The 18,909-nt window shown below is 50.9% G+C and carries 14 protein-coding genes and 1 riboswitch; of the genes, 7 read left to right on the top strand and 7 right to left on the bottom strand.

From position 1 onward, the window contains the following. Positions 1 to 2 precede the first annotated feature (2 nt). From pstB to EDM21_RS02570, 4 genes are all read right to left on the bottom strand, one after another. Entirely contained in the window at positions 3 to 785 is a 783-nt protein-coding gene (pstB, locus tag EDM21_RS02585) for a phosphate ABC transporter ATP-binding protein PstB (RefSeq protein ID WP_068773624.1), read from the bottom strand. Positions 786 to 788: 3 nt separating this feature from the next. After that, positions 789 to 1,646, bottom strand: coding sequence for a phosphate ABC transporter permease PstA (pstA, locus tag EDM21_RS02580; protein WP_157332686.1), 858 nt, complete (start codon positions 1,644 to 1,646; stop codon positions 789 to 791). Beyond that, positions 1,643 to 2,590: a phosphate ABC transporter permease subunit PstC gene (gene pstC, locus EDM21_RS02575; protein ID WP_201280748.1), complete on the bottom strand. Its 948-nt coding sequence runs from the start codon at positions 2,588 to 2,590 to the stop codon at positions 1,643 to 1,645. Before pstC ends, pstA begins: the two co-directional genes overlap by 4 nt. 190 nt (positions 2,591 to 2,780) lie before the next feature. Beyond that, on the bottom strand, positions 2,781 to 3,671 hold the full coding sequence (locus tag EDM21_RS02570; protein WP_157332684.1) for a phosphate ABC transporter substrate-binding protein: 891 nt from the start codon (positions 3,669 to 3,671) through the stop codon (positions 2,781 to 2,783). 265 nt (positions 3,672 to 3,936) lie between these two features. On the opposite strand from EDM21_RS02570, the gene EDM21_RS02565 reads away from it, so the two are divergent. Next, positions 3,937 to 5,664: a methyl-accepting chemotaxis protein gene (locus tag EDM21_RS02565; RefSeq protein WP_157332682.1), complete on the top strand. Its 1,728-nt coding sequence runs from the start codon at positions 3,937 to 3,939 to the stop codon at positions 5,662 to 5,664. 400 nt (positions 5,665 to 6,064) lie between these two features. Further along, positions 6,065 to 7,936, top strand: coding sequence for a fibronectin type III domain-containing protein (locus tag EDM21_RS02560; RefSeq protein ID WP_157332680.1), 1,872 nt, complete (start codon positions 6,065 to 6,067; stop codon positions 7,934 to 7,936). Between the two features lie 84 nt (positions 7,937 to 8,020). Here the strand turns inward: EDM21_RS02560 and EDM21_RS02555 are convergent, their stop codons facing one another. Together EDM21_RS02555 and EDM21_RS02550 are read right to left on the bottom strand one after the other, a co-directional pair. Then, a complete protein-coding gene (locus EDM21_RS02555) occupies positions 8,021 to 9,355 on the bottom strand; it encodes an ABC transporter substrate-binding protein (protein ID WP_157332678.1) in 1,335 nt (444 codons plus the stop codon). Positions 9,356 to 9,379: 24 nt separating this feature from the next. Beyond that, the gene (locus tag EDM21_RS02550) at positions 9,380 to 12,061 is read right to left on the bottom strand and encodes an EAL domain-containing protein (RefSeq protein WP_338043914.1); all 2,682 of its coding nucleotides are present in this window, start codon (positions 12,059 to 12,061) and stop codon (positions 9,380 to 9,382) included. A gap of 140 nt (positions 12,062 to 12,201) precedes the next feature. Next, a riboswitch (cyclic di-GMP riboswitch) is annotated at positions 12,202 to 12,283 on the bottom strand. Positions 12,284 to 13,196: 913 nt separating this feature from the next. Here EDM21_RS02550 and EDM21_RS02545 point away from each other — a divergent pair. The 5 genes from EDM21_RS02545 to EDM21_RS02525 all read left to right on the top strand — a co-directional run bounded on the left by EDM21_RS02545 (position 13,197) and on the right by EDM21_RS02525 (position 18,755). Next, positions 13,197 to 14,741, top strand: a complete 1,545-nt coding sequence (locus EDM21_RS02545) for a catalase (RefSeq protein ID WP_235918043.1) — start codon at positions 13,197 to 13,199, stop codon at positions 14,739 to 14,741. Positions 14,742 to 15,021: 280 nt separating this feature from the next. Continuing rightward, positions 15,022 to 15,921 (top strand): oxygen-dependent tRNA uridine(34) hydroxylase TrhO, encoded by a 900-nt coding sequence (gene trhO / locus EDM21_RS02540; RefSeq protein ID WP_157332674.1) that lies wholly within the window; start codon positions 15,022 to 15,024, stop codon positions 15,919 to 15,921. Between the two features lie 245 nt (positions 15,922 to 16,166). After that, complete coding sequence (locus EDM21_RS02535) at positions 16,167 to 17,096, top strand: Gfo/Idh/MocA family protein (protein WP_157332672.1); 930 nt, start codon at positions 16,167 to 16,169, stop codon at positions 17,094 to 17,096. A 455-nt stretch (positions 17,097 to 17,551) separates the two neighbouring features. Beyond that, positions 17,552 to 18,553: a TIR domain-containing protein gene (locus EDM21_RS02530; protein WP_157332670.1), complete on the top strand. Its 1,002-nt coding sequence runs from the start codon at positions 17,552 to 17,554 to the stop codon at positions 18,551 to 18,553. Position 18,554: 1 nt separating this feature from the next. Further along, a complete protein-coding gene (locus EDM21_RS02525; RefSeq protein WP_068773613.1) occupies positions 18,555 to 18,755 on the top strand; it encodes a hypothetical protein in 201 nt (66 codons plus the stop codon). 70 nt (positions 18,756 to 18,825) lie between these two features. Here EDM21_RS02525 and EDM21_RS25440 read toward each other — a convergent pair whose 3' ends face one another. Beyond that, positions 18,826 to 18,909, bottom strand: coding sequence for an IS3 family transposase (locus EDM21_RS25440; RefSeq protein WP_338043979.1), 84 nt, complete (start codon positions 18,907 to 18,909; stop codon positions 18,826 to 18,828).

Here is an 18,909-nt window from a genome sequence, read left to right as displayed (position 1 = left end):
TGTTATCCGAATCGGCCTGTAATGTAATCTTCGGTGCGCTGATCGTTCGGGTTTGTGAAAATTTTGTCGGTTTGATCGGTCTCTACGAGTATTCCGTTCAGGAAGAAAGAAGTGCGGTCCGATATACGCGCCGCCTGCTGCATATTGTGCGTCACGATAATGATGGTGTATTTCTCTTTGAGCGTCTGCGTCAGTTCTTCGACTTTCAAAGTAGAGATCGGGTCAAGCGCAGAGGTAGGCTCATCCATCAGCAGTACCTCCGGTTCGACAGCAAGCAGCCTCGCAATGCAAAGCCGCTGCTGCTGGCCTCCCGACAAGCCGAGCGCCGATTTCTTCAGGCGGTCTTTGACCTCATCCCACAGGGCTGCCTGCCGAAGACTGCGCTCGACGATCTCATCCAGTACAGCCCGGTTCTTCTGCCCGTGAATACGGGGGCCATAGGCGATATTATCATAAATGCTCATCGGGAACGGATTCGGACGCTGGAACACCATGCCGACTCGTTTACGCAAGGATACAATGTCGCTGTCGGGCGAATAGATGTTGATCCCGTCCACCAGGATGCTTCCGTTAATGCGCACACTGTCGATCAGATCGTTCATCCGATTAAGCGTGCGCAGGAAGGTGGATTTGCCGCAGCCTGAGGGTCCGATCAGTGCCGTCACGGAATTAGGCGCGATGTTTAGATCTATGCTGTGCAGGGCCTGGTTTTCTCCATAAAACAAGTCCAGTCCTTCTACTTGTATTTTCGTGTCGGTCTGAATATTCATCGCAGGAGCAGCCATCGTTTATTTTCCCCCCGTAAGTCTTTTTTGGATAATACGGCTCGGTATGCCGATAAGCAGATTAAAGATCAAGACAACGATAAGCAGCAGCGCGGCGCTTCCCTCTGCGATCTGCTTCGCATCCGGTACGATCGCTTCGGCCTGGATGTACCACAAGTGAGTGGAGAGCGTCTCCCCCATCGCCATCGGGTTAAAGTCAGGCGTATGTCTCGATACGGACAAGCCCGATGTGTAGATCAGAATAGCGGACTCGCCGAGCGCGCGGCCGGCGACGAGTGTAATACCGGTTATGAGAGACGGAAGTGCAGACGGGATCAAGATTTTACGGATCGCCTGCCATTTGGTAGAGCCCAGTGCCAGACTCGCTTCCCAGTATGATTCCGGCACCGTACGGATCGATTCTTCCGTCACGCGGACCAGAACAGGCAAATTCAGAAGCGCCAGGGCAAGGGAACCGCTCAGAATGGAAATTTTAAAATTCATCAAATCAACAAACAACAGGAAGCCGAACAAACCGAACACGATCGACGGAACGGAAGATAACGTTTCTACCGACATCCGGACCAATTCTGTAAAGCGCGATTTCTTGGCGTAAACAGCCAGATAAATACCGGCTCCCAGACCGATTGGAAGTGAGAATAATAGCGACAGGAATAAAATATAGAAGGAATTGAAGAGCTGCGGGCCAACCCCGCCTCCGGCCACAATATCTTCGGGATCTCCGGTTATGAAATCCCAGCTGAGATGCGGCAGCCCGGCTCCCAGAATCCGGATCAGAAACCATGCCAAGATGAGCAGAATGAAGATCCCTGTGATCCAGAAAAAAAGCGTCGCCAGGCGGTCGGTCGTTTTACTGTTCATTTCACTTCACTCCTTCTGGACACGACACGGATAATGACAATCAAGAGCATCGAAATGATAAGCAGGACAAAGGCCATCATATAAAGCGCATTGTTCCACGTGGTTCCATAGCTTGTATTGCCCATATCTTTGACAATGGCAGTCGTCAGTACGGTTGTAGAATCTATCAGGGACTTGGGCATTTGCGGCGAGTTGCCGATGACCATAAAGACGGCCATGGTTTCTCCGATGGCCCGGCCGATTCCAAGCACGACCCCGGTAAGAATGCCGGGTCTTGCGGCCGGAAGCAGCACACGCCAGATCGTCTGCCAGCGTGTTGCCCCCAGAGCCAGCGATGCTTCCTCCAGCCTTGGCGGCAGGGCGCGGATAGCATCCTCCGAGATAGAGAGAATGGTCGGCAGAATCATGATCGCCAGGATGATACCGGCCGGCAGAATTCCATAGCCGGTTCCGCCGACCACCTTGCCGATAAACGGAACAATGACCGTAAGGCCGATAAGGCCGTATACGACGGAAGGGATGCCCACGAACAGGTCCGTTGCGGGACGCATGATCTCGCGCATCCATTTCGGCGCGATTTTGGCCATAAAGACGGCTCCGGCCACTGCGAGCGGCACGGAAAGCACAATGGCCAGCAGTGTCAGCAGAAGTGTGCTGAACAGAAACGGAAACGCTCCGAATTTGTCCTCACTGGGTGTCCAGTCGGTAGAAAAGAAGAATTCCATAGGACTTACGCCGCTAAAAGTACGAAGTCCCTGAATACCGACGAACATGATGATCGAAAATATGACAATCGAAACGAGCACGGCGCTGCCAATGAATAGAAATCTCATCAAGCCATCCTGGCGTTTTTGCAGCTTCATCCAGCGCGATGGCTTTGGCGGTCCTGAGCCGCTGTGCTTCTGCTCCTGTGTAGCCGCTGTTTGCTGCGGGTAAGTATCCAAGCGGGAAGCCCCCTTCAATCATTTGCGTATTCTGGCGGGTGAGTACAAAGTACTAGCACGTTCTCTTTTATGATAGGCTTCATTTGTAAATACGGCATTAAGCTTTTGTAAAGGCAATGTAAAACTTCCGCACAAAAAAAGATGCCCCGAAGTTTACTAAGCTTCAGGACATCCGGGAAGGGCGGAATCATTATTTTTTCAGAAGATCAGCGGGAAGGAATTTCAGCTCTTCCACTTTCTTATCCTGGAATTCCGGGCTCATTACATAATCGATAAAGGCTTTGGTCGCACCCGTAGGCTCGCCTTTGGTATACATACGCTCCGTACCGAACAGCTTATAAGTACCGTTCTTGATCGTTTCTTTGGAGAAAGCGACATTGTCGAACTTCACCGCTTTGACGGTATCGTCCAGATAAGGGGTGTCGATGTAACCGATCGAACCCGATTGGGTGCCGACAGCCGTCTTAACCGCGCCTGTACTTTCTTGAACAACGCCTTCTTTAGTGAACTCCGTGTTATCGAGAACGATTTCTTTCACTAACTTGCGTGAACCGGAGCTGTCAGGACGATGGATCACGACGATTTTAGCATCTTTGCCGCCAACTTCTTTCCAGTTCGTAACTTTACCCGTAAAAATGTCGGCAGCTTGCTGCTTCGTCAGGTTCTCAATGCCTACGTCAGGATTTGTAATCAGTGCAAAAGGAGCTATCGCTACGACGTGCTCTTTCAGGTTCTTGTCTTTGTATTCGTCGCCTGCAGCCACATCCGAGTTACCGATATTCGAAATGCCGTCGGCTACGTCTTTCAACCCTTTACCTGAACCGCCTGCGGTCGGGTTAATGGTGACTTTAGCGTGTTTATCCATGAACATTTTGGCTGCTTCTTTCACGAGAGGAAGCATAGCGCTGGAGCCGGAAGCCGTTACCGTACCCGATATTTCAGTTGTTTCGCCGCCGCTCTTGCCGCCGCTGGCCTGGTTATTCGTTTCTCCGTCTGTTTTACCGCAGCCTGCAAGAACCCCTAAGCTAAGCATGGCAACGAGTGCGAGTGATAAACCTTTTTTCGGCATGAACTTGAACATGTTATACATGTCCTCCTTTACGTGATCTTTCTTTGTTTGTGTTTCCTGAACCATCGTAACAAGCGAATGTAAACTCCGATTCCGCTCTACGTTAAATTCATGTAAAACTTTCGCGGATTGCCGAAACATACACGTGACCCTGCTATTTTACCCTCCATTTACATAATTCATCATCTTCCCTAATACGAAAGTCATATATTGTAAGGGACCAAGTACCTATATATGGATATTGGATCTCTCATCAATTGACTATCGGAGGATGAACATGCGGAAATACTTCTATTTAAAAACCATGAAGCACAAATTAATTGCGGCCTTCACTGTGCTGATCCTGCTGTTTGTTATCCTTGCAGCCTTTCAAGTGCATCAAATCCGCGAGATTCAGGCTAAAATTTCTTTGCAGAATGACCGGATCTCCAAGAAAACGGCAGCCCTGGAACTCAAAGAGACCGTTCAGGAATTGAGTATAATCGCTTCCGGGCTCCAGCTCTCCAAGGATCCTGCTTATATACAGCGGTATCAAGAGACACGGGCCGCCTATAACCGTCTGCTGGAGCAGGTTGCGGCTACCGCAGACCGGGAAGAACAGATAGGGTGGCGCAGCGAGCTTATCGTTGCTTCATCCGACTATCTTACAAATTTTGATTCGGCTGCTAAACTCGTTCAGGAGAAAACCGTAAGCCCCAGGGAACTGGAGCTTAGTATGATTCACTTCTATGGAGAGGGGCAGAAGCTCAGGCAGACCATCTTCTCGCATGTGGACCAGTTCTACAGTGCTTATTCCCAAGAAGCACAGGCTGCCGTAGATGAATCTGCCGCTGTCATCCGCCAGACGACAGGGATTACAGCCGCAGCTGCCTTTGCGGCACTGCTGATCGCTTCCGCTATCGCCCTGCTCATCATCCGCTCTTATCTGCTTCCTATCCGCAAGCTGCAGGAGGCTGTCGAGCGGATCGCCGCGGGCGACCTGCGGCATGCCATCGGAAGCCTCGCGCCCGATGAGCTGGGACAGCTCAGCCGCAGCTTCGACCGGATGACCGAGGAGGTGCGCGGCATGCTGGAGAAGACGCGCCGCATTGCCTCCACTCTGAATGGACAATCCGAGATCTTCCGCCGCGTATCGACGGACACGGCCGCGGCTAACCGGGACATCGTTCAAGCGATGTCCGTGATCGCGCAGGGCGCTGCCGAGCAGGCTGCGGAATCCGAGCATGCCTCGGGGGCCGTCTCCCTGCTCGAAGGGGAGACGCGGGAGATCGCCGAATATGCGGCTCTCATGCACCAGGCAAGCCGGGAGGCGGCCGAGGCCACGGTACGCGGCGCAGAGTCCCTTGCCTCGCTTCAGCGGGCAAGCGAAGAATCCAGGCGTGTCCTGGATCAGGTGCATGCCGCGATGTCCACGCTTGCCGCCGACTCCCGGCAGACGAGCGCGATCCTCGGCGCGATCACCGAGATCGCGTCCCAGACCCACCTGCTGGCGCTGAATGCCGCCATCGAGGCCGCAACCGCAGGCGTGCACGGCCGCGGCTTCGCGGTCATCGCCTCGGAAGTGCGTCTGCTCGCGCAGCAGTCCAGTGACGAGGCCCGCCGGGCCGCCGGCACCATCGCATCGGTAGAGAAGCGCATGAGTGAGCTGCAGGCGGCCGTGACGGAGGCAGGGCATCTCGCCGGCGGGCAGGAGCTTGTCATGGGCGGTACGCTCGGCTCTTTCACGGCCATCGAAGAGTCGATGGCCGTTGTGGCGAAGCAGATTCACTTCGTCAACGGGCGCATCGGGCAATCTCTCAGCAATAGTGCCGGACTCGCCCGGCATATCCGGCACGTAGCGGGGATCGCCGAGCAGACATCAGCCGGCGTCCAAGAAGTGACGACAGCCTCCGAAGAGAACGATTCGTCCATACGGAGTCTCTCCGCCCAGGCTGACAATATCCATGAGCTGGCTGCCCAGCTCTTCGCTGAAATCAGCAAATTCAAGATTCGGGAAGCCTCTTAAACTTCACCCGGGCAGAATCGAATGCAACTGCGGAGTCAGAAGCCCGGCATGCTGACTCCGCAGTTTTTTTCAAGAGAAACTTCTCCCTCATCGTCTGATCTTATCCCTTTTGTTAGCGCTCTATTTACCGGATACTTAGAGTGAATACCTTTTACAATTAAATGGAAGGAACTCCATGGTACGGAGAACTAGCCTTGCGATGACAATCCATTAAGGTTTTTCTTCTTAGGCAGGACTTCTTCCTCAAAAAGGGGGTGAATACCCGCAAGAGCAAGAGCAGCTCTTGTATGTCCAGGCGAAGCCGGGCAGACAAAGAAGAGACTCTTGTACTTGGGAATGCTTTAAATCACCATTATTGGAAGCGCTATCATTTTACTATTATTGAGGAGGTAATGATGTAATGATTTCCAAAACGAGACCAGCCTCACCGTCCAAAACGCGGGTGAAGATCGTTCTTCGTGTGCTTTTGATCGTTTCCATTCTGCTGTCGCTGATTCTCCCGGCTTTAGGTTTGAACTCCAACCGGGCTTCCGCGGCTTCTCTGCCTGTAAATAAAAAAGTAATCGTCGGTTACTGGCACAATTTCGACAACGGTTCCGGCTTCATCAAGCTACGGGACGTCTCGCCGAAATTTGATGTCATCAATGTGTCCTTCGCCGAACCTTCTGCCGGAGTGACCGGAGGTACGATCGGCTTTACGCCGTATAAGTATACGGAAGCCGATTTCAAAGCCGATGTGGCTTATCTGCAAAGCCAGGGCAAGAAAGTCATCATTTCCATCGGCGGAGCGAACGGACAGGTTCAGCTTGTGTCTGCCCAAGCCCGCACTAACTTTGTCAATTCCATGAAAAATATTATCTCCACCTACGGATTTGACGGTCTCGATATCGACTTCGAAGGCCACTCCCTCTATTTGAATTCAGGAGATTCCGATTTCCGTAATCCGACGACGCCCGTTATTACAAATCTGATCTCCGCGGTACGGGAACTGCATAACAGCTTCGGAGATTCCTTCATGCTGACCATGGCACCGGAGACTTTCTTCGTGCAGCTCGGCTATTCGTTCTACGGCGGCACCTGCCTCAGCTGCGACACCCGTGCCGGAGCTTATCTGCCGGTTATCCACGGCCTGCGCGATATTCTGGACTGGCTCCAGGTGCAGCAGTATAATTCCGGCCCGATCACGGCACTGGACGACAAGTACTATACCATGGGCGCCGCTGATTTCCACGTCGCTATGATCGACATGCTGCTGACCGGCTTTCCGGTAGGAAAGAACGTCAACAATGTCTTCCCGGCTCTTCGTCCGGATCAGGTCGTGATGGGACTTCCGGCCAACGCTAATGCGGGCGGCGGCTTCACGACGGTTGCTGAAGTTCAGAAAGCGCTGAACTACTTAATGAAGGGAACTTCCTTCGGCGGCCAGTATACCATGCGCAGTACGCCTCAGCCGGGACTCCGCGGCTTGATGACGTGGTCGATTAACTGGGACCAGTTCAACAATTTCGAGTTTTCCAATAACCACCGCACCTATCTGGACTCCTTCGGAAGCGGAACACCCGATACGCAGGCGCCTAGCGTACCGGCTTCCTTACGCTCCTCTAATGTGACATCGAGCGGGGTTAAACTCGATTGGAACGCTTCTTCAGATAATGTAGGTGTAACAGGATATGAGGTCTATCAAGGAAATACCAAGATCGCAACCGTCACCGGAACCAGTCATACCGTGACGGGACTGACGGCTAATACAGCCTATTCGTTCACGGTCAAAGCCAGAGATGCGGCAGGCAATGTCTCTGCGGCAGGGACTGCTTTATCCGTTACAACAGCCGGCAGCGGCGGCGGCACGGACACAACCGCTCCTTCTGCACCCGGCAATGTGCAGGTGACGGCCAAGTCCTCCAATACTGTAAGCCTAAGCTGGACCGCTTCGGCGGATAACGTAGGCGTTACCGGCTACACCGTTTCATACGGTTCAAACAGCGTGAATGCATCCGGCACAACCGCAGTCATCACGGGATTAACTCCGTCTACGGCTTATACGTTTACCGTGAAAGCCAAAGATGCTGCCGGCAATGTATCCGCAGGCACGACCGTGCAGGCAACAACGGATGCGCAAGCGGGCGGAGCGGCACCATGGGCGGCGGGCGTGAGCTATAAAGTCAATGACGAAGTGACTTATAACGGCAAGAGCTATCTTTGCCGCCAGCCGCATACTTCGTTATCCGGCTGGGAACCTGCCAATGTTCCGGCTCTCTGGATCCTGAAATAGACTGCTTTGCTTCCATGAACAATGACCACAAAGCCCCCGCATTAATTTGCGGGGGCTTTTGTCAGGTATGGCCGGTGTCTGTCATTAATTCTTGAAATTACCCAGAAGAATTTCTTTATCTCTTTGCACGGCTTTCTCAACCTCTGCCCGGGCGTCTTCCACAATTTTTTGAGTATCTTTTTTGCGTTCAATTCCTTCGATGATTCCCCTCTGCCATACCTCCTGTGCTTTGTAGTCAAGCGGAGTAATCGGAAATTCCTGTACTTTGGCCATCATTTTTTCATGGAGCGCATAAGCTTTTTGTCCTCCGAGAAACGGATTGGTGACCGCAAGTTCCTTGGCATTGCCTCGAGCCGGCAAATAGGCGGGCACCGCGCCGAATAACCCTTCCTTGCTTTGCTCGGTTACGGCAAACTCAATAAATTTCCAAGCCATCTCTTTGTTCTTGCCAGCCGAAGGAAGAACAAAATTGGAGCTGTTCTGCCAGCCGTATAAACCGAACGGCAGACGCGTTTCTCTCCACTTCCCTTCTGTCTCGGGAGCCCAGCTTTTTATTTGGTCCGCGCCCCAGGTCCCCAAATACATCATCGCAAGATTTCCATCCCGGATCGCCTTCACCCCTGCATCGGTCCAAATGTCCAGATGAGCCTCGAGTCCGTCATCATTAACCGTTTTGGCAATACTCACCGCTTTGTAGAAGATCTGGTTGCTGCGGATAAAATTCAGTTTGCGGTCGAACGTTCCCATAGTCTTCTCAAATAAAAGGAGCGTCTCGTTATCCCATTGGGTGATATAAATACCCGAACCCCTTAATTTCCTGGCCATATTCAGCCAGTTTGCCGGGTCCTCCATATATACGGCCAGTTCTTCAGGCTCGGAAGGAAAACCATGCTTTTCTAAGATATCTGCCCGGTAATAAGTAACGGTCGGGCCTGTCGCAAGCGGGAACGAAATCAGGCTCTTTCCGTCCGCCCCCATCGCGCTGTCCCATAGTGCAGGGCTAAATTCTTTGGCATATTTACCAGCTTGATAAGGAGCGTCAAGCAAATTCTCCAAACCTTCGATTGCCGTAAAATGTCCGAAATCCCCGCTGTCAACCATCATGATATCAGGCGGCGTTCCATCCGCGATGGCCTGCAAATAAGCGGATACATATTCGGCATAAGTAAACAATTTGGTGTTGATTTTCACATTCGGATTTAGTGCCTGAAACTTGGCGATTGCCGCTTCAAATCCGTTATAATGCGACCAGAGCGTGAGTTCGATATTCTCTGCCGGTTTCTCTGTGGGAGCGTTTGTATTGTAATTAACCTCCTGTCCTTCTTGGATTGCGGTTTGTTTGGCAAAAGGCGCACAACCCGCAGCTGTCACGATACATAACAGTAAAATAATAGCAAGCCTTGTCAGCTTCGTGGTCATTCTTATCCCTCCTTCTATTCCTCATTAAACTGTTCTAGCTGCAGGCTTCTTCCAGTCGTCTTCTGAATCAAGCAGAGCTGAGAATTCATCAGCCGGCAGTGGTCTGCTGAAATAATAGCCTTGCAGTTCATCACATTTGCATTGTTTCAGATAGTTCATTTCATTCTTGGTTTCGACTCCCTCGGCGACTACGGTCATCCTCATGCTGTGGGCCAGATCAATAATGGCCTTCACGACGGCAGCCTTCTTGGGTTCATCGGCGATGTCATGAATAAAAGAGCGGTCCAGCTTTACATTCGAAATGGGAAGCCGCTGCAATTGACTGAGGGAAGAATAGCCCGTACCGAAATCATCAATGGAGAGCTGTATGCCCATATCTCTGATCCGGGTGATGGTATCGATGACCGGATCTACATTTTTGATAAAGACGCCTTCGGTTATTTCCAGGTTCAAATACTTTTCATCCAATCCCGATTGTTCCAGCACCTGCTGGATCAGCTCCACGAGATGAGTCTGCGAAAAATGCAGGCCGGATAAGTTGACCGCAATCGGAATCTTTGGAAGTCCGGCATCCTGCCAGGCTTTGTTCTGTCTGCATGCTTCCAGCAGCACCCACTCATCGATTTTAAGAATCAGGCCGGAACTTTCGGCAAGCGGAATGAATTTATCAGGAGGAATACGGCCAAGTTCAGGATGCTCCCACCGGACCAGAGCCTCGACTCCGCAAATCGCTCCTGTAAACGTATTCACTTTAGGCTGGTAGTGAAGAACGAGCTGATCTTTCAGCAGCGCTTCCCTTAGACCGTGGTCCAAAAGCATTTCTTCTTCAAACATGTCATTCAATTTCTTTTCGTAGAAGTGAAAACTGTTTCCACCCCGCGCTTTGGCAAAATACATGGCGATATCCGCATTTTTGACGATCACATCCATGCTGTCTCCGTCTCTGGGGAACATGCTGATGCCAATACTGACGGAGCTGTACAGGGACGAATTGAGCAGCCGGATAGGCTCCACCAGCGAAGCGAAAATCCGCTCAATGACTTCGCAAGCACGGACTTCATCCGCATCCTCCATGAGAATGACGAATTCGTCACCGCCAATACGGAACAATTTGCAGCCCTCTGTCAGGCTGGAAGCAAAGCGCTCACTGATTTCTTTGAGGAGCAAGTCTCCTACATCGTGCCCAAGCGTATCATTGATCTGCTTGAAACGGTTTAAATCGGCGAACATCACGGCAATGGAGCGGTTGGATACCGTAGAATCCATAATGAGCTCTTGCAAATGCGTTGTAAAATACACCCGGTTGGGAAGACCCGATAAAATATCGTAAAACGCAAGCTGGTGAAGCTTTTCCTCCGATTTCCTAAGCTTATAAGTCTGCTCCTCCAATTGTTCGTTCATGGTTTTCCATTCATGGAACATCTGCATTAAATTGAGCGACATCTGCCGGAAATTATAAGATAAAGAAGTGATTTCTAACACCCGGCTGCTCGGCCATTCAATCGCTTTCATTTCTTTGAGCTTCTGAGGCAGATCGGTGGTGGAAGAAGCCAGCTTCGATATCCCCTGCACGAGCATCCGGCTGAGAAAATGCGCGACTGCGGCTGCGGCTGCGGCAAACAGCAGCAAGTACCACAATTGATTCATAAACTGAGCAAATACGTTGGCTTGATGATGACGAACCTCTATTTCAATATAGAGCTTCAGGGGAAGCCCCGGCAGGCTGCTATTATAGATATAGCTGCCTTCTTTCCACTGCTGGGCCGGCAATACGAGATGATTGCTGCTCGGAAGTGCCTGGTAGAAATCTTTTTGCAAAGCCAGGACATTTTTGCCGCTTCGCCAGTCATACTTACCGCTGAGTATGGTTTCTTTGCCATTGGAAGCGAGCACTCTGCCCTCATTATCGGTAATGACAATATTGGTAAGAGTCTCCGAAGTATATTTCTGTACAATTTGCTGCAAATAGCCAATTTGTAATTTACTTCTGAGTTTAATCCCGAGGACGTCTTCCTTCCCCCAGACGCTGAGCTCCTGCTGAATTCTGCTCGCTGCATTGACCGCGAACTGATACGAGTTTTCCGTAGCCACACGATCCGAGTAACGGCTGTTCATGACGATGTACATCAGAGACGGCACCGCTACCGCCACAATAGACAAGTGGAAAAGAACCTTACTATAGGAATACGTCCTGTCTTTCTTGCGGGAAGGGTCTATCCATTGGCTGAACGGAATATAATTCAGTGCGATTTCCGCCATCAGCGCATTGAACAATCCGTTGCACAGTGCCAAGACCAGCATAAGGATCAGTTCATGTGAGACGGAACTAAAATACCCCGAATAAATGCCGTACATCACCGGTAAACCTAGCGCAAACCAGTAGATCGCATCCCACATGAGCATTTGGCCGGGCTTCCTCCGGTTTACGAGCCCGATTAGAAGAATCTCCAGACAGTAAATCCAGCCGAACATCGGATTATGAAAAACAAAGATCGAGCAGACCTGGACTAAAACACTCGCGATAAGACCCCAGCGAACACCGAACAGGCAAACGGCGACTAACAGAAAAATACTTGAAAATGAAAAGGTAATTCCATAAATAAGGTGCAGCTTGCCATACTCAAAAAGTAAAGCAAGTGCGATACAAAGCAGGTAGATAAGCGCCATTCGAGCTTGTTTTGTTGCCAGCCATGCAAATTGTTTCACGGATGCCCCCCATTTCTGCCGAAAATTGTACGAAAATCGATTCGCTCCGTTCTCTCTACGCCCGGAATCGTCCCGGATTAACGGCAAAAATAAAAGACCGCACAAAAAACACCGCAGCCTTTACTTCTACTCGCCCAAAATTCGGTAACCCGGCTGTCTTGCTGCTGCTTAAGACCCGTGGCTTTGCGTCCTATGCTTTCACATAGTTTGCCTTTATCCATTTAATTTTGTCCTTATTATCATGCTAATAATTCCTTATTCGACGCCAAGTCCGTTTTCCCCTCTTTTGTTTATCATAAAAATAGTCCAAAAGTCTCGGTTTTTTATTTATCTGAGAAGAGAACATTTTTGCCAGAAAGTTAACAAATAGGTTTAACAAAAATCCACTTTCCATTTGGTACATAATACCACAAAACATTCGACAACAAAATCAAGAAAGTCTTAAATATATACGTTTTAGTCCCTGGATTATCTGCGATGTGCACAAAAGAAAGTCCATGGGATCAGACTACAGGATGAAGGATTATTCCGAATCTTCCGAAGACTGATAATAAGGTTCGGCTGCCATAGATTTCTCCGTAAAATTAACCTCGTTTCGTACTCAGAGCATCTATTATGTGCCTTTGGGAGCGTATTCCGGTTACGAATACAAAGCTTCCCGGACAAGCATCCCCGAAGTCATTCCATATCGTCAACCGAATCGCCGGGCCCTTCCGTCTTCCCCCGGGCAGCTATGAATAGGTGCTGCAATTTCTCCGGGTCTGCGGCTTTTCAGCTCCCATCACAGATCATGCTTTTTATGTCGGTATCTCTTTGCGTGAAACAGGCCTCCCATGTTCCGGATAGTACGAAAAGCCGCAAATATCGCCTTATCAAATCGTTCAGGTTAGCCATCAATTCTGGAAATTATCATGAATTAATTGGAAACAGCCACGTTCACAGCTCCTACTTTAGCCCCATTTCCGGACCTTTTAAAAACATGCATAGAATGGTTCCTTTTCGAAAATAATGGTAACTGAATCAGTTCATTTCAGACAGGAGGAAACACCTTATGAAAGAAGAAGTTCGCAATGGTACGGCGGTAACTGGCGTAGGCGGTCCATCGGACGAGCGCCTCGCCCCGGGTGAACAGTCCATGACCTTAACGGACCGTCAAGGCCATCCTATTACGGATAATCAGAACATCCGCACAGTCGGTGACCGCGGTCCTTCCACACTGGAGAATTACCATTTTCTAGAGAAAATATCGCACTTCGACCGGGAGAAAATTCCTGAGCGCGTTGTACATGCGCGTGGTGCAGGAGCTCATGGTTATTTTGAAGCCTACGGCAAAGTCGGCAATGAGCCGGTCGCCAAATACACGCGCGCCAAGCTTTTCCAGGAGGCAGGCAAGCGTACGCCCGTCTTCGTGCGGTTCTCCACGGTCGTACACGGCGGACATTCACCGGAAACCCTTCGCGATCCGCGTGGTTTCGCTGTGAAGTTTTACACAGAAGAAGGCAATTGGGATCTGGTCGGCAATAATCTGAAAATATTTTTCATCCGTGATCCCCTGAAATTCCCGGATATGGTGCATGCCTTTAGACCAGACCCCGTCACTCACATTCAAAATATCGAGCGGATGTTTGATTTCTTGAGCAACTCACCGGAATCCACCCATATGGCCACCTTCCTGTTCTCGCCTTGGGGAATACCGGCCAGCTATAGAGAAATGCAGGGCTCAGGGGTTAACACCTACAAGTGGGTTAATCAAGAAGGCACAGGGGTGCTCATCAAGTACCACTGGGAGCCGATCAACAACAAAATCCGTAACCTGACCCAGAAAGAAGCGGAAGAGATTCAGGCGAAGAATTACAGCCACGCTACCCAGGATTTGTACGAAGCGATTGAACGCGGTGACCATCCGGAGTGGGAACTCAGCGTTCAAATTCTAAGCGACGATGAACATCCCGAGCTTGATTTCGATCCGCTCGATCCGACAAAATTATGGGATCATGAACAATTCCCGTTTCTGCCGGTCGGGAAGATGGTGCTGAACAAGAACCCCGAAGATTATTTTGCGGAAGTCGAGCAGGCCGCATTCGGTACCGGGGTGCTAGTGGACGGTCTGGATTTCTCGGACGACAAACTTCTGCAGGGCCGCACCTTCTCTTACTCGGATACGCAGCGTCACCGGGTCGGCACGAACTACCTGCAGCTTCCCGTCAATGCACCCAAGAAACACGCAGCCACGAATCAGCGGGACGGCCAGATGACTTATTTCGTAGACCGTGCGCCGGGTCAGAATCCGCATGTGAACTACGAGCCTTCCTCACTCGGAGGCCTCCAGGAAGCAGTTCCGCAGGGCGCTGATCATGAGCCTTCCTACAGCGACAAACTGGTCCGGCAAAAGATCAGCCGCCCTAATGATTTTGGCCAGGCGGGTGACACTTACCGCAAATTCGAAGACTGGGAGAAAGATGAGCTCATCGCCAACTTGGTCGGCGCCCTCCTCGTTAGCAGCCCGGTCGTCCGGGATAAAATGATTCATAATCTCACTCAAGCGGATGCGGATTACGGCCGCCGTGTGGCGGAGGGACTCAAAAAAGCCGATGCGGAGTCCAAACATATCGGAACTGTACCTGCGCAGGAAGGCGCGGAAATCGCCGAGAAGTCCGGCCACCAAACGGACGGTTATTAATTAGTAGAACCAGTACCCATCTTGAGCAGAATCCGCACGCCGGTTCTGCTCACAGACTGGTTGCCGGAAGCGGAGCGGCATGGGATCGGCGAACGATTTATGAGCCGTTTGTATTTACTATGTACTTGTAATCTTTTATACTTATTAGGGTATCCTCATGATACTCCTCGATAGCGGTAGAAAAGGGATCGCCCTTTTCTACCGTTGTTGATTAATCGGCTAGTTTCTGTTATTTTCAAGGTGCTTTTAATTTATTTTCATTAGAACAGGTGGTACTCAAATGAACAACAGCGCTAAAGATTTCCGAATCCTCCTTTACTATAAATTCGTCCCTATTCCCGAGCCGGAGCAATTTGCAGCCCAGCACCGCCAATACTGCAAAGACCTCGGTCTCAAAGGCCGCATTCTTATTGCAGCCGAAGGCATCAACGGTACTGTATCCGGTACGGTCGAGCAGACGAATCAATATATGGCCGATATGCACGCGAACCCTCTTTTTGCCGACATGGTATTCAAAGTAGATGAAGCTGACGAGCATGCTTTCAAGAAAATGTTCGTCCGTCACAAGAAGGAGCTCGTTACCTTCCGTTACGAAGAGGAGCTTGATCCTAATGTCATCGGAGGGAAAAGACTGTCGCCTGCGGAGTTTCACGAGCAGCTCCAGCAAGAAGACGTTATCGTCCTCGACGGCCGCAGCAACTATGAGTACGATCTGGGCCATTTTCGCAATGCCATCCGTCCCGACATTGAATCTTTCCGGGAATTTCCGGATTGGATCCGGGAGAACATGGCCGAGCTTAAGGACAAGCCGATTCTCACCTATTGCACCGGAGGCATCCGCTGTGAGAAGCTGACTGGCTTTCTTATCAAGGAAGGCTTCCAGGACGTAGCCCAGCTGGAGGGCGGCATTGTCACATACGGCCAGGATCCTGAAGTCAAAGGAAGATTATTTGACGGCAAATGCTACGTATTCGATGAGCGGATTTCCGTGCCGATTAACCGCACAGACGAGGATATCGTCGTAGGCAAGTGCCACCATTGCGGCAAGCCTGCCGATACTTTCATCAACTGCGCGAATGATTTCTGTCACCTTCAGCACATCTGCTGTGAAGAATGCGAAGAAGTTCACAGCAGCTGCTGCTCGGATGAATGCGAAGAGCTTGTGCTTACCGCCCGCTAAGCACAGTTTACGGTCCGGTTAAGTCCGCCACTGGCAATTTCCAAGGCTTAAATCGGATTGCTGCGGCCGGCTAAACCGGCGTTACCTGAACCTCCCCGTCCTTGCTCATGGACAGGGAGGTTTTTGGTATGAATTCCGGTTTGTTTATGCAGCAACTGTACCGTATAATGCTGTCAACGGACCGGAATAGAATCTGTCACCTGTGTTCTTGTATAATGTAATCAGACACATAGAGGAGGAATTCGATGAGAATCGGAATTATCGGGCTTGGCGACATCGCCCAGAAGGCCTATCTGCCGGTGATCACGGCGAGACAAGATATCGAACTGATCTTCTGTACCCGCAATAACGCCACCCTGCAAGACTTGGCCGCCACCTACCGCGTTGCGGAGCATGTTACGGATGTGGACGACTTAATCGCCGGCGGGATCCAGGCCGCATTCGTCCACTCGGCTACGGAATCGCATCCCGCCCTTGTCAGCAAGCTCCTCCGCAGCGGTGTTCATGTGTATGTGGATAAGCCGTTGTCTTATACATACGAGGAATCACGCGAGCTGGTGGAGCTTGCAGAAACAACCGGCCGCACCTTAATGGTCGGATTTAACCGCCGTTTTGCGCCTATGTACGCTTCGCTCAAAGAAAAAGAAAACCCGCGTATGATCCTGATGCAGAAGAACAGACCCCCTTCACCGGGCTATGCGAGACCTTTTGTATACGATGACTTCATTCATGTCGTGGATACGCTGCGCTTCTTGGCTCCGGGTGAAATAAAGGACATCCGCGTCACCTCCCATCAGGAGAACGGACGCCTTCATCATGTTATGCTTCAACTCGGTGGAGAAGGTTTTACAGCCGTCGGCATCATGAACCGGGACAGCGGGAGCAGTGAAGAAACAGTAGAATTGATGAGCCCGGGAAAAAAATGGATTGTCCGAGATTTGAACAATACCACCATTCTCGCAGGTAAAGAAGAAAGTTTCCTGAAATTCAACGACTGGGACCCCGTGTTGTACCGGAGAGGCTTCCACCAGATTATCGACCATTTCCTGGCATCCATCCGTGAGAATCACCAACCTTCTCCATCTGCGCAAGACTCTCTGGAAACACACCGCATTTGCGAACAGGTCGTTACCGAGGTGCTCAAGCAGGGTGCAGCTGCATGGGGCGGCGAGTAAGACCTTCATTCATGCTGCCGGATAGCCGAGAAACACTGCAAGCCCCTATGCAAAGAGCGGACGCCTTAACGAAGGTATCCGCTCTTTGCAAGATTCTAACCGTTAGCCGCAGGTATCCCTGAATATTTTCCTTTAACTCTACCCCATATCCTTCTACCTTTTAAAAAACAAGACCGATTCCTTAGGATCAGATTAATACAAGCCATCGTCATCGGCTTGCCGTTTATGCATCCTATAATCGCTGGACCGCTGGAAGAGACGCCCCCCTCCATTCCTTGAGCCTTTCACGCTCTTCCTCTTGAGACAGCTCCTTGCGCAGTGCCTGTACCAGGCCGGTAACCTGACGGGAATGCTGCCAGAGTCTTCTTGTTATCGCGCATTGCCGGCGTGGACAAAACTTCTGCGTTGCGCTATTTTTAAAAGGGGAAGGTAACTTTCGGTAAAGGGGGGACCTAATGGATCCGCAGTTGAAACCCAAGGTCTTTATAGGCTCTTCCAGAGAAGCAATTCCGATTGCAGAAGGCGTGCTCGAGAATTTGGCCCCGGTTGCCCAGGTGAACCCGTGGTTCGCAGGCACCTTCAATCCCGGCCGGTACACCATGGAAGATTTGGATAAGCAGGTCAAAAGCAGCGACTTCGCACTTTTTATTCTGGCTACGGATGATGTGGTTCAGATCCGCGGGAAACAGTATGCAGCAGCCCGGGACAACACGATTTTTGAAATGGGCCTGTTCATGAGCCAGCTTGGCAGGGAGCGTGTTTTTTTCCTTCTGCCGGACCACGTGCCCGAGAATGTCCATGATGCGGATGTCGAAGGGCTGCGTACTCCTTCCGACTTGTTCGGTATGAACGCACTGACCTACGAAATCCGCCGCTCGGATGAGCAGTGGGTTCCCGCAACGGCGGCGGCATGCAGTTCCATCAAGCGCAAGATGCGGGAACTCGGCTGTCTGCATAACGGCACAACAGTCCCGCAGCTCGCACGAATTCTCCGCCTGTTCCGTACTCTATTGAAGGGCGTGCCTTTTGAGCCTGATGATGCCAGCCTGCAGACGTTAAGCGAGGGCATCCGGCTATCGTATACATGCCCTGCACAGTTTACCGTGAAGGGCGTAACGGTCCACCTTGCAGGAGAGACGACGATTACACAAGTGGCCGGCACCTCGGGCATAGGTATGAAGAACCGTACCTATCCGCTCCAAGCGAATGATCATCTTCAGCCCGGGGACAAACGAATTCTTGTCGTGGATGCCCATCTGAACAACCGGGTCACCATGCATTTGCACTCCTCCTCCATTGAAAATGAATATCTGGTATGTTATCCTGTAGCTAGAAAGTATGCGCTGACGGTGCATATGATCGGTCAGGCTACGTTAAGCGCAGCCCAGTTGAATGACATGACCGAAGTGAACGGACAACTGATTAGTTCGATTAATGATCTGCTGGGAGGGGAATAAGATGAAACCGGTCAGAAACAGAATGAACAGCGGCCTCAAACGCCGGCGTTCCGCCAAATCTGCAGGCAAAATCTTGGCCCAGCCGAAACAAGGCGGCCACGTGTATTCCATTGGCCCGTCTGTAGACGGTAATGAACAATCGTTTGAGCTTGTATTTGAGAAAGAAGCCATTTATGAGACGCCCGTATACATGCGCGGCTAACCGGACTTATAGAAGAACCCGCCTCCTTCCTATTGGTCAAGACCCCTTTTAGTGGACATCAGAAAAAGCCTCAGGCAACAAGCTGGCTTCGGTACTCAACCGGAGTCAGCTTGTTTAGTTTACGTTGTGCCCGGTCTTCGTTGTAAAAATAAAT

The organism is Paenibacillus lutrae, assembly GCF_009757775.1.
GTDB classification, from domain to species: Bacteria; Bacillota; Bacilli; order Paenibacillales; family NBRC-103111; genus Paenibacillus_F; species Paenibacillus_F lutrae.
This window is presented reverse-complemented; position numbering and strand designations above follow the sequence as displayed.